Origin of the sequence: Arcicella aquatica, from assembly GCF_034928825.1 — a bacterium.
GTDB lineage: Bacteria > Bacteroidota > Bacteroidia > Cytophagales > Spirosomataceae > Arcicella > Arcicella aquatica.
Genome location: NZ_JAYFUL010000020.1, coordinates 29,500 through 43,127 on the forward strand (window position 1 = coordinate 29,500; position 13,628 = coordinate 43,127).

A 13,628-nucleotide genomic window follows, 5' to 3' on the forward strand; every position below is an offset into this window, starting at 1 on the left:
AAACAATTTGCAAAACATGAGTAAAGCAATTGATAAAACTGATTAAAGTCATTTACAAAAGAGATATAAATAGGGAATTTCGAAGATAATAATCCAGAAAATGTATGACTCCCAACTGTAATAATTGCGAATTCAAGAATTCGTCACTTTTCAAAAACTGTTCTCATGATGAATTAAACCATATCAACGATAGCAAATGCTTCAATACTTATAAAAAAGGACAGGTTATTTTTCATGAGGGGAATCGTCCGTTAGGGCTCTTCTGTGTATTCAATGGAAAAGTAAAAGTAAGCAGGCTAGGGTCTGATGGCAAAGAACAGGTAATAAGGCTTGTGAAGAAAGGAGACACTTTGGGCTATCGGTCTTTGATTGAAAATACCAAGTATAGTGCTTCTGCTATTGCCTTGGATGATACACAGGCCTGTTTTATATCTGCTACAGAATTTAACAACCTTATTGATACCAATGTAAAAGTGGCTAGTGACTTAATGAGGATGCTTGCCAAAGTATTGGGGGATACGCAGGATAAATTGGTACACTTGGCAATGAAACCTGTCAGAGAACGCTTGGCGGAGGCTTTGCTTTTATTAAAAAGCACTTATGACGACAAAAAAGCGGAACATTTTTCGATTTCCATTTCCCGCGAAGACCTTTCTTCTATTGTAGGCACGGCTAAAGAAACTGTAATTAGGTTCCTTTCTGAATTTAAAGAGGAGGGTATCGTAAGCACTCGTGGAAGTGAAATCACTATTCTGAGAGCCGATAAATTATTACAAATAAGCAGTTTATACGATTAATTAATACACCAGTACATACATTAGATACAATTATTTATAAGCTAGTTCTAGCCTTATTTTATCATTAATTGTATTGATAAAAATCATTTCAGTGAAGTTAGTAAAAGAGCTAACTTGGTCACAGATTAACAAACATTTACATGAATAAAGCAGAGAAAGTAATATTGTCCAGTGGTATTCAACTGAGTTTTAAACAAGGTGACTATTTGTACAGAAAAGGACAACACCCCGACTACGTTTTTTATATCAAAGATGGAAGTGTGGAATTAAGAGACGGGTTGAAGGAGGCTGTTGTCCTTAAAAACAAAAGGTATTTTTTGGGATTAGAAGAAATGCTTTTAGAAAAAGACCATCCTTACTCAGTAAAAGTACTAGAGCATTCTATCTTTTTGATTTTTGAAAAATCTTTAATCGATGCCCTCATCCACGAACATACTGATATTCGTAGGTATTTTATGATGAGTATCTGTAATCAGATAGATGAAAGAAATACTGTTTTTGAATAAAATTGGCAAGCTGATAAATGTCATTTTTTATTCAAAGTACAGTCATAATTTCCTATTCATTAATAAAGGAACTTTAAAACATAAATTAAATTTCAATTTTATGAAAACGATCCTTTTCCCTACTGATTTTAGTGATAATGCCAAACATGCAGCACAATATGCAGGTATGCTAGCAAGGTTATTTAATGCAAGAGTAGTTTTACTGAACATATATAGTATTCCTATTATTTCTGAATACCAATTGCCTTCTGATATTGAGAATTTCATCAATAGAAATAGAAAAGAAGCAGAACAAAACCTTGAAAAATTTACCGTAGATTTTATTAAAAAATCAGGGTTAGTTCCTGAAAGGATAACTCAAAAAGTAGAATATGGCTTAGCGACGGATAAAATTGTAAGTATAGCTAATCAGATTCAAGTAGATTTAATTGTGATGGGGACTAAAGGTGCTAGCAATGTTTTTGAACGTTGGCTAGGCACTCATTCTCAGGAAGTAATGAAAACTGCAAATTGCCCTGTTTGGGTTATACCAGCGAATGCTCCAATCAACTATCCTCAGCACTTATTGTATGCAGCAGATTTTCAAGGAGATGAAGTAGCTGCTATTCAAAAAATATTGACAACTACTCAGCCATTAGGCGCAAAATGTAAGGTTGTTCATATTCATGATTATTTTGAGCCTAATGTAGGATATGCCATTCAAGAAATGAAGGGCTTTTTAGAAGATAAGTTTCAAGGTGATAACTTAGAAGTAAAGTGCATCAATCGTGCTGAAATTATTGAAGGACTAGAAACTTACATCAAGAATCATAAACCAGATGTAATCGTATTGGCTATCCATGAAAAATCTTTATTAGATAGATTTTTCAATGAAAGTGTAACAAAACATTTTATTCAAGAAGGTGATTTGCCCCTTTTATTTTTCAAGAAATAGTAAACGAGGGTTATTGTCAGATAAATAACCCTCAATATTTTAAACTCGCCTAGTTAGCTACTTGCGTTCTATTCTCTTTGATTCGTACAGCCCATTTTTCTAATAGCTTCACAAAAGCCTCTAACTGAAACGGTTTACCGATGTAATCATCCATTCCTGCTGCATCACAGTCGGCCTGACAATCGTTCATCATATTAGCAGTCATCGCAACAATGACAGGTTGTTTGATAGCCGTATTTTGCCTGATTTTCATTGATGCTTCCAAACCGTCCATTTCGGGCATTTGTAAATCCATCAAAACGATATCATATTCTTTTTTATCAAATGCCGCTAAAGCTAATAGCCCATTTTCAGCCAAATCGGCTTCGTATCCCAATTTACTTAATACTTTAAGGGTAAATTTTTGGTTCATCGGATTATCCTCTGCAACCAATATTGATACGGGGAATCGTTCAGCAAAATCATTTGCTAATTTTTGAACGACGGGTTGAGTGAATGTTTTATCTGTCAAAGTTCTATTTTCTTTTATTGTTAAATTTGTAAGGATATTTTTATATAATGTATGTTGCTTTACAGGTTTTGTAAGTACCGAACAGAATAAATCAGGGTAAGCCTTATGTTGATCATCAGCGATAGAACTAAGCAACATAATGGGTAGTCTTGGTTTAATGGACTTAATTTTTAACGTTAACTGTATTCCGTCCATTTCAGGCATTTGCATATCTGTAATCACCATGCATATTTCCTCTTCATTCTCAATAAAAGTTAATGCTTCCGTCCCTGAAGAGGCAATCAGAGGAATCATTTTCCATTGCTCTAACTGCGCTTTCAAAATACTTCTATTCGTTGAATTGTCATCAACTACCAGTATTTTTTTATGTTCTAAAAATTCAGCTTTAGGCAGAATAGTACTTACAATTTCAGGTGCTGTACTTTCAGCTACCAGTATTGAAAATGTAAAAGTAGCTCCTTTGCCAAACTCACTTTCAACACCAAGCGTTCCTCCCATCAAAGACACTAATTTTTCACTTATTACCAATCCTAATCCAGTTCCACCATATCTACGGGTTGTTGAAGAATCTACTTGAGAAAATGCTTTAAACAACCTGTCTATTTTATCTGCGGGAATACCTATTCCAGTATCTATTACTTGAAAACCTATTTCTAAAGGAGCATTCTTTTCATTTTTAATCATAAATACTCTGACAAAAATCTCTCCTCGTTCTGTAAATTTAATAGCATTTCCTATCAAATTCAACAGTACTTGCCTTAATCTGAGGCTATCTCCGACTACTTGGTTAGGCACATCTGCTTCTATATGGCAAAGTAAATCTAATTTCAATGAAGCCGCTTTTACGGCAAAAACATCAAGAACCTCTTCAGTACAAACACGTATATTAAAGTCTTTCTTTTCAAGCTCCATTTTTCCAGATTCAATCTTAGAAAAATCAAGAATGTCATTAATTACCGTTAACAAATCATCTCCACAAGCATGAATCGTTTTAGAATAATTGCGTTGTTCTTCGTCTAGCTGCGTTTCTTCTAACAAAGATGCCACACCAATAATACCATTCAATGGCGTACGGATTTCGTGGCTCATTGTTGCCAAGAAAATACTTTTAGCACGATTTGCCTGTTCAGCCTCTTTTCTAGCTTTTCTTTCCTCAATAGTCGATTGCATCAATTGGGCTGTTCTGAGTTTTACCTCTTTTTCTAGCAATGCTTTTTTTACATTTACCAGCCCTATTCTATAACGATAAAATGCAAAAGCCCCCCCTATTATGACAAAACCCATCAATACTCTAAACCAATGCGTCATCCAAAAGGGTGGTGTAATAATCAAATCAATGGCTATTCCTTCATTATTCCACAAGCCATCATTATTAGATGCTTTTACCCTGAATATATAATGCCCAGGGTCTAAATTAGTGTATGTCGCCCCTCGTTTATTGCCTATATAATTCCAATCTTTGTCAAAACCATCTAATTTATATGCATATTGGTTTTTTTCTGCCAAAGTATAATTCAATGCAGCGAATTCAAATGAAAACACTGATTGTTTCATATCAAGTTCTATTTCCTTCGTCTCATTAATGTGGCTTGTAAGCGGAGATTTATTGCCAATCTCTACAGCCTTATTAAAAATGAAAAAATTAGTAATATAAATCGGCGGAACAAATGCATTATCTATTACTTTTTGAGGATAGAAAGCATTAAAGCCATTAGAGCCTCCAAAGTATATTTTCCCATCTGGTGTTTTTAAAGATGAGTGGACTTTAAATTCATTGCCTTGCAAACCATCAGAAATATCATAGTTTTTAAAGACCTTATTCTTACGGTCATACCTTGAAACTCCTTTATTAGTACTTAACCAATAGAAACCATCATTGTCTTTTACAATCGCTTTGATTGCTTCATTCGACAGACCATCTTTCTCTTTCAATTTGGTAAAAATATTGGTTTTAGGATTAAAAATATTTAATCCACTTCCAGTCCCAATCCAAATTTTCCCTTGTTCATTTTCTACAATAACGTAAATCAGGTTATTACTCAAGCTATTAGGATTTGAAGGGTCTTGTCTGTAATGAACAAATTGTTTGGTATGAATATCAAATTTATCAAGTCCATTTTCAGTCCCAATCCAGATATTTCCTTTTTTGTCCTCACACAGGGTCGTTACAACATTATCACAAAGTGTTGTATTATCCTTCGGATTATTGAGGTAGTGAGTAAAAGTATTGTTTTTTCTATCATAGAAATTTAGTCCTCCTCGCCAAGTTCCTAGCCACAGGTTCGCTTGTTTATCTTTGATGATAATATTTACACTTCTAGATGAGATAGAAATAGGGTTATTTTCCTCTGGAAGATGATGCGTAAATACTCCCGTTTTAGTATTAAATAAATCAAAACCGCCTCTATGATATCCCAAAGCCAATATGTCTTTCTCCACTTCTAACACCGAAATGATGTAATCAGTACTCGGACTATTAATATTTTGGGGGTCATGTTTTAAATACGAAAATTGATTCGTAATTGGATTGAATTTATTTAGCCCACCTCCATCAGTACCAATCCAGACATTCCCTTTATAATCATCTTCAATAGCCAGTACAATATTATTGTTTAAACTATTTTCACCTATCCGATGTTTGAAAAGAGGAAATTTACTTCCTGATTTTGGCAAATAACATACCCCTCCTGAATAAGTCCCAATCCACATATTTCCGATATTATCAAGGTACATGCAATAAACAGAGTTGCTACTCAAACTAGAATTATCGTTAGGGTCATTTTCAATGGTAGTAAAGCCATTTGTTTTTCTATTGAAAACACTGATTCCTCCATTTTCCGTACCTATCCACAGATTATGCTCTTCATCTTCATTAAAAGATAAAATATCATCAAGGGCTAGGCTATTACGGTTCTTTGGATTGTGTCTAAAAATAGTAAAGTTATCAGTTTTATCATTAAACTTGGCAATACCTCCTCCTAGTGTACCAATCCAAATAGTCTTTTCAGCGTCTAGGTACACTGTTTTGATAAAACTTGAAGAAATACTAGTAGGATTTTTAGGGTCATGAAAATACCTTACAAATTGCTTTGTTTCTGGATTAAACCTATTTAGCCCATCTTGCGTAGCAATCCATATTTCATGATTTTTATCTTCACAGATTTTGAAAATATAATCATTACTTAAGCTATTCTTATTATTCCCCTCGTGTTTATATGAAATATATTTTCCTGTTGTTGGGTTATATAACACAAGACCCAAATTGGTACCTAGCCAAATACGTTTTTTACTATCCTGAAAAATATCTCTTACAATTAATCTTTTATCTACATTGATACAATGTGTAAAGACCTCTTTCTTACGGTCGAACTTATCCAATCCAATTCCCGTAGCTACCCAAATATTGTTTTCGTCATCTTCTAATATATCAAATACTAAATTATCACTAATGGTGTTGGGGTTCTCTACTGAATGTTTATATACAGTAAAATTATAAGCATCGAATTTATTGAGCCCTTCGCCCGTTGCAAACCACATAAAGCCCTTGCTATCCTTTAGTATAGCCCTTACGTGACTCTGAGAAAGTCCCTCAGTATTTGAAAATCTTTTGAAATGAGTTTTTTGAACTTGTCCAAATATGGGTATCCAAAAAATAGTTATCAAAAGGGCTGTTATATTAAATCTACACAATATCATAATTTTAGAAAATGTGTGTGGTTATCTGAATCATATTTTCCTCTCTTGTAGGTTATCAAAAACATACATAAATAAGGGAAACACTGTCTTGTATTTTCTTAAAACAATAATCGGGCTAAAGTATGCTGAAAACGTTAAAAAATATTATTTTTTCTTTTTTTTAGAGATGAAGTAAATTCTTCTACCCTTCTAAACAACACCAGTAACACAACTAAAGGCAATAAGGTAGCATTTATTCAAACAAATAAAAAACAATTATCCCATAAAAAAATAATGTTTCATTATTCAAGTTAAGCCTTTTTCCTGAGAAAATAAAGACACTTGAATAATGAAACATTAAAATTTTTATACTATTCTTTTAAAAAATATAAAATTACTACTTTGAAGCTCTCTTTTCTAAATCTGCTCTTTTTAGCGTAATCAAATGTCCAATTGGTTTTCCACTACGATATGTAATTACTCTTAAAGTAATAGGACCTTCTGGCAAGTCAACGATAGAACTATATTTAGGTGAAAAACTGTCAGGCATGGTGTCATCAATGGTATAATAAATATCCAAATCAGATAACTCTGTTCCTAGCTCCAAACTAAGTTTATTATCTTTTAACGTCGTTTTTACGATGGCATCATATACCGCACGAGAATAATTCACTTGTGCCAAATCCGCTCTTTCAAAATGTGCCTCCATGCGCTTAGCAAAATTATCCCAATTTTTGGATGCTTTCGGTGACCAATACACGTCTGCCAACGCCCACACTCTTGGATAAGACATATATTCAGCATATCTCAATGATGGTATTTGCTCAGTCCACATATTCCCTTGTCCACCTAAAATATATTTAGCATCTACACCATCAGGCACAGGTTCAAAGCTATAACTTTTACTGACACGCAAACCTGCATAAATCGGAGGGTCGATAGTAGCCTCCCCTTGGTTATAGTCTAAATAAGCAAAAGTTGTAGGTGTCATCACTACGTCATGTCCCATTTTTGCTGCTTCAATACCTCCTTTAATTCCTCTCCAACTCATCACAGTGGCTTCTGGCGAAATACCTCCTTCTAAGATTTCATCCCAACCTAGTAGTTTTTTGCCTTTTGCTTTTAATATTTTTTCTAGACGATTCATAAAATAGCCCTGTAAATCTTCCACATGACGGATGTTGAGTTGCTTCATCAATGCTTGACAACCTTCATCTGCTGCCCAAAAACCTTTATAACATTCATCGCCACCAACATGGATATATTTATTAGGGAAAAGCGTAGCTACTTCTGTAAACACTTTATCTAAAAACTCATACACTTTTTCATCCGAAGGATTCAAGGTATTTTCGTACAACATTTTAAAGGTTCCGTTTCCGTACCAATCGGCCATCGCAGCCCCAGGGTTTACAAAAGTTTTTGGATTTTTGTTACAGCTTAATTCTGGATACGCCGCAATCGCTGCCATGCTATGACCTGGCACATCAATTTCTGGCACAATCGTAACATTTCTGTCTTGTGCATAGGCAACTACCTCTCTGATATCGTCTTGTGTATAAAATCCTCCTACCGTAGCGGCTTCACCGTCTTTAGGAATAGCGCGGTCGCCAAAGTGTCCTGAGCGAGGTACTCTAAATGCACCTACCTGCGTAAGTTTTGGCAATGATTTTATCTCTATTCTCCATCCTTCGTCATCTGTTAAGTGCCAATGGAAGGTATTATATTTCATTCTAGCCAATTGGTCGATGTATTTCTTCACATCCTCCTTTGAAAAGAAATTACGACTGACATCAAACATTATTCCTCTCCATGCAAATCTTGGATAGTCTGTAATTTTTACCGCAGGAATCGTCCACGAAGATTTTGCAACAGCTTTGGCTTCTATTTCCTTTGGTAATAATTGAACAAGTGTTTGAATACCATAAAATAAACCAGCCGTAGTATTAGCACTCACAATAACTGCTTTAGTGGTTGATACGATAGTATAACCTTCCTTACCTATGTTATCGTTGTTGGTTTCATTGAGAATCAACTGTATCGCACCGCCTTTGCCCTCTTGTGTTTTCAACAAAAATCCAGTTGGTGTATTTAGTTTTTGCACCAGCATATCAGCCACCGAACGTGCCGAAGCATTATTATAGCTGATAATGGTTGATTTAGTAAGCGTAAATAAACCAGCAGTTTGTTCAATTTCTACTGGCTGCGGAATAATATTTAAACTACTTTTTTGGGATTTGCCTGAAAAGCTTGCCAAGAGCAATACAATAAACAGTGTTTTTTTCATTTGGTTCTTTAATTTTTAATTGGACAAAGTTTTTGTTAAGTAATCAATAAAATTATAGCAACGTTTCCATTTACCGTAAACAATTAATAACTAGCAACTTGAAATACATATACTTTTTTTAGAATCGAATTTCGATTTACTCATCAATAAGTTGAAATTTATGTCAACCTATTTTAGGCAAGCACAGAACACAACTAATCACCAATCAATATTTACTAATCACTACTTGACTGCAATAATACTATTTTAAATAATGATTCATCATAAGTGATGGTATTTTCCTTAGAAATTTTCCCTTATTTTGTTCACAAATTTTCTGATATTTATACAAGAAAATACCCTGAATTACCTGTAGAAAAATAAAATATTACGCTACAGGTTAATTGATTATCAACTCCATTTTTATAAATAAACAATCTATGAATACCCTTAAAAAGCGATTTAGTGTACTTGGTCTTGCTTGGATAAGCCTCTTGGTGACCAACTGTACTCAAAAAATTTCCTCAAAACTAAACTTAGAAAAGTCATTATCCAATGTTGAAAGTATTAAAGGAAGAACCGAATACCTCAATTCTCCTTATGTCACTGCGGGCGATAGGTTGTATATGATAGGTCATCAGAACGGTCAGTTTCCTGATTTGGGTTGGCACGTAGCAGGCGAAATGGGTGGTATTTGGGATCATCCTATCAAATTAATAGATGGCTTTACAGGAACAATTGTGATAAATGGGCAATCTACCTGCTTGTCCCAAGCTGATGAATTTGTCAATTATCCCTTTGCCAATAAACACGCTTATCAATCCGCTGTAAAAGGCTTATCAATCGAACGCTTTCAGTTTATACCTGACGGGCAAGAAGCCGTAGTAATAGAATATACGTTTAACAATACAGAAGCTACTGACAAAACTTTCACGTTCTTATTTGATACTTATACTGATTTACGCCCTGTTTGGCTAGGTGAAAAAACAGGAATGATAGATGGCAATGATGAAGCAACATGGGATGAAGCCACCAATACTTGGATAGTTAAAGATGCTTTAAATCCTTGGTTCGTCATGTTTGGTGGGCTGAATGCTGAAAAGGCAAATGTAACTCCTGTTTGCAATTATCAACCTCAAGGAAAAGGCTGTAGGGCAGCTTTAAGTTTTACACTCACTGTTCCTGCGAATAGCGCTAAAACTATTCCTATCACCATAGCAGGGTCGTATCAATCTTCACAGCAGATGAAAGATACCTATCAGTTTGTTCAAACGAATGCTTCAAAATTATTGGCTGAAAAACGATTACGCTATGAAAGTATTGATCATCAAACACGTTTGACAATTCCTGATAAAAAATTAGAACAGGCCTTTCGTTGGGTTAAGTACGATACAGATTGGTTGATTCGCGATGTGCCAGAAATTGGTCGTGGCTTATCTGCTGGCTTGCCCGACTATCCTTGGTGGTTTGGCGTAGATGGCGAGTACGCCTTACAAGGCTTAATTGCCACAGGCAGAAAAGATGTGGTTTACAATGCAATTGATTTGATTCATAAAATTTCAAAGAAAACCAGTGATAATGGCAAAATACTTCACGAAGTTTCTACAAATGGAGCCGTTTTCAACGATGGCAATATCAATGAAACACCACAATTTGCTTCGCTCATTTATAAAGTATATCAATGGACGGGCGATAAGGAGTTTTTAGCTAAATATTTCCCAACTATTAAAAAAGGGTTAGACTGGCTAATGACTAAGAACGATGCTAATGGCAATTTGTTTCCAGATGGTTTTGGCATGATGGAAATTCATGGGATGAACTCAGAAATGATTGACGTAGCGGTTTATACCCAAAAAGCCTTTGCAGATGCTGCTGAAATGGCGAAAGCAATGGATGATAATGCCTTAGCAACAATGTATTCAGACAAAGCTCAATTAATCCGTCAGAAAATCAATAAAGATTTTTGGGTGGCTGATGCCAATTCCTTTGCTGATTTTATTGGTACTAAAGAACAAGCCTTACATTTAATTGATGATGCCATCATCAGAGCCGACACCCTTAAAAAACCGTGGGCTGTAGAAGAACTCAACATTACTAAAAATAAAATATCGGCATTACCTGCTAATACTTCGCAAGGTTTTGTACTTCATCATAATTGGGTAGTAAATACTCCTATGGAAATGGGCATTGCTGATGCTGATAAAGCCATTATAGCCTTGAACACTGCCAGCAAATTTGTCAGTCCATTTGGTGTGTTTGTAACGGGTATCGACCGAGACGAAACAGCAGGCAAAGACGAAATGCCTACTTCGCTGAATCGGAAGATATTTACTTATACTGGAGCAGTAATGACCTTACCAACGGGCGTATTAGCCATTGCCGAAAACAATTACGGTCGCCCAGATAGGGCATTGCATTATTTGAACGCAATGACCAAATCGTTTAGTTTTGCCTTACCCGGTTCTATTTACGAAGTCTCGCCCGACTATGGAATGGTAGCACAGGCTTGGAATTTATATAGTTATGGTGTTCCTATTGTCCAACAATTTTTCGGGATACAACCAAAGGCTTCAGAGAAAACGATTTTGATTCAACCACAAATGCCTAGTACTTGGCATCAAGCGAGTCTGGAAAATGTAAAGGTTGGCGACAATGAAATAGGTATTCATTATGACAATAATAGTAATAACTTAACCTTGAAAATTGAACAATCACAATCAGATTGGAAACTTGTCCTTACTTTTCCGACGGGAAAATATCATCACTTTGTTTTGAATGGAAAGGTTGTAGTACCTATTAACAAGGGTAAATCGGATATCATTGAAAGTTCAGAAAAGAAGATAAGTTTAGTCCTAAATTAATATTCACATGAAAATAGCAATAATGCTTTGGATGCATTTGATTACATGGCAGGCTTTGGCACAAAAGCCAGTCTTCCATGCTTTAAAAGACCCTAAACACCATGCAGGTTGTTATATTGAAAAAGGAAATAATAAAACGATTGCTAATTTGTCAGAATCTGATGAGGAAGATAATATAGCGTTGTTTAATATAACAGGAAAAGATGAGGCTTTTAAAGCTATAAAAGGCACAAAGTATTATTCCGAAGCTTTTGCCAATGAAAGATACAAAATATTGATTCATCAAACTTTTATCAAGAAAGTACCTGATAGCTGTTTAGAGTATTATCGTTTTAAGATTAAGGTGATTTATCAAGGTAAAAACTACTTTTATCAATACAAAGGCTTTTGTGGATGTTAGTAAATAAAAAGAGAGGAGCTAGTAAATCAAATATTTACTAGCTCCTCTCTTTTTATTGAAATCTTATAATCTTATAAAGAAATCTTCAGTGCTTCTTCTTACTTTTTTAGCAAATGCCAAAGGGTCTTTAGCGACATCACGATAACCTAATGTCATAAAGGCAACACTTCTTAGTCCTTTTTCTTCCAAACCTAATAGTTCATCTACTCCTTCAGGACTAAAGCCTTCCATAGGTGTAGCATCTACTTGCTCGTTTGCAGCAGCAACTAGTCCAGTTCCTAAAGCAATATAAGCCTGACGCGCTGCCCAATGATAGTTTTCTTCTTTGCTATGTTTTAACAAACCTTCAAGGCTTTTTCTAAAACCTGCTAATGATTCTGGTGTAACTCCTCTTTCAGAGACAATCAAGTCTAAGTAAGCATCTATTTTCTCTTGTGTGATGTTTGCCCAAGCCGCAAATATCAACAAATGTGAAGATTCAACTATTTGTGGTTGATTATTAGCCACTGGCTGAATTTTACTTTTCAATGCTGGATTATCAATTACTATCACATTAAATGGCTGCAAGCCCATAGAAGAAGCTGATAAACGAATGGCTTCTAGGATGTTATCAACTTTTTCCTGAGGAACTACTTCCCCAGTCATTCTTTTGGTGGCATATCGCCAATTTAAAGTCTCTATTAGGTTCATGATATTTTTTATTTAATTGGCATTTAGTTCAAAACTAAATATTTATATCAAAAAAAGCATGCCTAATAAAACCTATTTGACTATAATAGCTGGTCATCTGTGCTATTTATAATGGATATTTAGAAGAATAATAGCCTACAAACTTCCATAATTCCTGTATATCATCCCCCAAAACTGGATAGGGAGCATAATGTTCATTGGTTGATTTCAAAACAAGCACATTCATTTCGGCTAAATAATTAAAAACTTTTTTAAGTACTATGCCTTCACTTCTGGTTACAACGATACAAACTGTTCCATCTTTGACAGTCTTCCAATTTTCCACATATTCTGCAAAAACCAAAGAGCCTTCTCGGAGGGGTAACATCGAATCGCCTTGAATTGGAAACACCCTATATTTTTTGTCTTTTGCCAAAAAAGGCACATTGAATACAGGTAGGTTACTAATATACTCTAAGTCTCCATAGCCATTTACATATCCCGCTACTGCCTTAATGGGCACATATTCAATATTTTCTTCATTATCTATATTAACAGTAGTAGTTAAAATTCGTAATCGTTCTTCTTGCTTAGGACTAGGCGACTTTACAGAGAGATCTTCTTTCAATAATTCATCTATGTTCACATTAAAATATTCCGCAAGTTTAACCAAATCTGTGTAACGCGGTTCTGCTCTACCGCTCTCGTAAGAACCCAAAGTTGACTTCTTTATCATTAATTCATCAGCCATTTTCTCCTGAGAAACCTTACCTTCTAGGCTTTTGCGTAAAAATTGTAGATTTTGACTAAAAAAAGTATCCATAAATTTGGTTTTTAATTTTTATTTTGAGTAAATTTATTCACTGAATTGACGCAGATGCATTTTGTAAATATACAAAAACTAGTCAAAAGTTCAAAAAGAATACTTTTTTTAATCTTTAGTTTTATAATATATATTTTCAATATGAGTTTTCGAAGAAATATATGTTATAAGTCTTATAGGGAAAAAATT

9 protein-coding genes are annotated in these 13,628 nt (G+C 34.7%); 5 read left to right on the forward strand and 4 right to left on the reverse strand.

Annotation, left to right across the window (positions count from 1 at the left end; translation table 11 throughout):
- Window positions 1–104 precede the first annotated feature (104 nt).
- The 3 genes from VB264_RS13140 (at window position 105) to VB264_RS13150 (ending at window position 2,237) form a co-directional block, all read left to right on the forward strand.
- Window positions 105–797: a Crp/Fnr family transcriptional regulator gene (locus VB264_RS13140; protein ID WP_309912430.1), complete on the forward strand. Its 693-nt coding sequence runs from the start codon at window positions 105–107 to the stop codon at window positions 795–797.
- Window positions 798–937: 140 nt separating this feature from the next.
- Window positions 938–1,303 (forward strand): cyclic nucleotide-binding domain-containing protein, encoded by a 366-nt coding sequence (locus tag VB264_RS13145; RefSeq protein WP_309912432.1) that lies wholly within the window; start codon window positions 938–940, stop codon window positions 1,301–1,303.
- 100 nt (window positions 1,304–1,403) lie between these two features.
- Window positions 1,404–2,237 (forward strand): universal stress protein, encoded by an 834-nt coding sequence (locus VB264_RS13150; RefSeq protein ID WP_323250041.1) that lies wholly within the window; start codon window positions 1,404–1,406, stop codon window positions 2,235–2,237.
- Between the two features lie 49 nt (window positions 2,238–2,286).
- Here the strand turns inward: VB264_RS13150 and VB264_RS13155 are convergent, their stop codons facing one another.
- Together VB264_RS13155 and VB264_RS13160 are read right to left on the reverse strand one after the other, a co-directional pair.
- On the reverse strand, window positions 2,287–6,444 hold the full coding sequence (locus tag VB264_RS13155; protein ID WP_407654654.1) for a hybrid sensor histidine kinase/response regulator: 4,158 nt from the start codon (window positions 6,442–6,444) through the stop codon (window positions 2,287–2,289).
- 376 nt (window positions 6,445–6,820) lie between these two features.
- On the reverse strand, window positions 6,821–8,707 hold the full coding sequence (locus tag VB264_RS13160; protein WP_323250045.1) for a beta-N-acetylhexosaminidase: 1,887 nt from the start codon (window positions 8,705–8,707) through the stop codon (window positions 6,821–6,823).
- Between the two features lie 419 nt (window positions 8,708–9,126).
- On the opposite strand from VB264_RS13160, the gene VB264_RS13165 reads away from it, so the two are divergent.
- Together VB264_RS13165 and VB264_RS13170 are read left to right on the forward strand one after the other, a co-directional pair.
- Window positions 9,127–11,547 carry an alpha-L-rhamnosidase-related protein gene (locus tag VB264_RS13165; RefSeq protein WP_323250047.1) on the forward strand — a complete coding sequence of 807 codons (2,421 nt, stop codon included), beginning with the start codon at window positions 9,127–9,129 and terminating at the stop codon, window positions 11,545–11,547.
- 7 nt (window positions 11,548–11,554) lie between these two features.
- A complete protein-coding gene (locus tag VB264_RS13170) occupies window positions 11,555–11,947 on the forward strand; it encodes a hypothetical protein (RefSeq protein ID WP_323250049.1) in 393 nt (130 codons plus the stop codon).
- Window positions 11,948–12,010: 63 nt separating this feature from the next.
- Here the strand turns inward: VB264_RS13170 and VB264_RS13175 are convergent, their stop codons facing one another.
- Window positions 12,011–12,637, reverse strand: a complete 627-nt coding sequence (locus VB264_RS13175) for a nitroreductase family protein (RefSeq protein ID WP_323250051.1) — start codon at window positions 12,635–12,637, stop codon at window positions 12,011–12,013.
- Window positions 12,638–12,743: 106 nt separating this feature from the next.
- Entirely contained in the window at window positions 12,744–13,439 is a 696-nt protein-coding gene (locus VB264_RS13180; protein ID WP_323250053.1) for an XRE family transcriptional regulator, read from the reverse strand.
- Between the last annotated feature and the right edge of the window lie 189 nt (window positions 13,440–13,628).

Excerpts from the sequence above, each read along its gene's own strand:
- VB264_RS13140 (WP_309912430.1), top strand. The coding sequence starts at position 105 with ATGACTCCCAACTGTAATAATTGCGAATTCAAGAATTCGTCACTTTTC.
- VB264_RS13145 (WP_309912432.1), top strand. The coding sequence starts at position 938 with ATGAATAAAGCAGAGAAAGTAATATTGTCCAGTGGTATTCAACTGAGT.
- VB264_RS13150 (WP_323250041.1), top strand. The coding sequence starts at position 1,404 with ATGAAAACGATCCTTTTCCCTACTGATTTTAGTGATAATGCCAAACAT.
- VB264_RS13155 (WP_407654654.1), bottom strand. The coding sequence starts at position 6,444 with ATGATATTGTGTAGATTTAATATAACAGCCCTTTTGATAACTATTTTT.
- VB264_RS13160 (WP_323250045.1), bottom strand. The coding sequence starts at position 8,707 with ATGAAAAAAACACTGTTTATTGTATTGCTCTTGGCAAGCTTTTCAGGC.
- VB264_RS13165 (WP_323250047.1), top strand. The coding sequence starts at position 9,127 with ATGAATACCCTTAAAAAGCGATTTAGTGTACTTGGTCTTGCTTGGATA.
- VB264_RS13170 (WP_323250049.1), top strand. The coding sequence starts at position 11,555 with ATGAAAATAGCAATAATGCTTTGGATGCATTTGATTACATGGCAGGCT.
- VB264_RS13175 (WP_323250051.1), bottom strand. The coding sequence starts at position 12,637 with ATGAACCTAATAGAGACTTTAAATTGGCGATATGCCACCAAAAGAATG.
- VB264_RS13180 (WP_323250053.1), bottom strand. The coding sequence starts at position 13,439 with ATGGATACTTTTTTTAGTCAAAATCTACAATTTTTACGCAAAAGCCTA.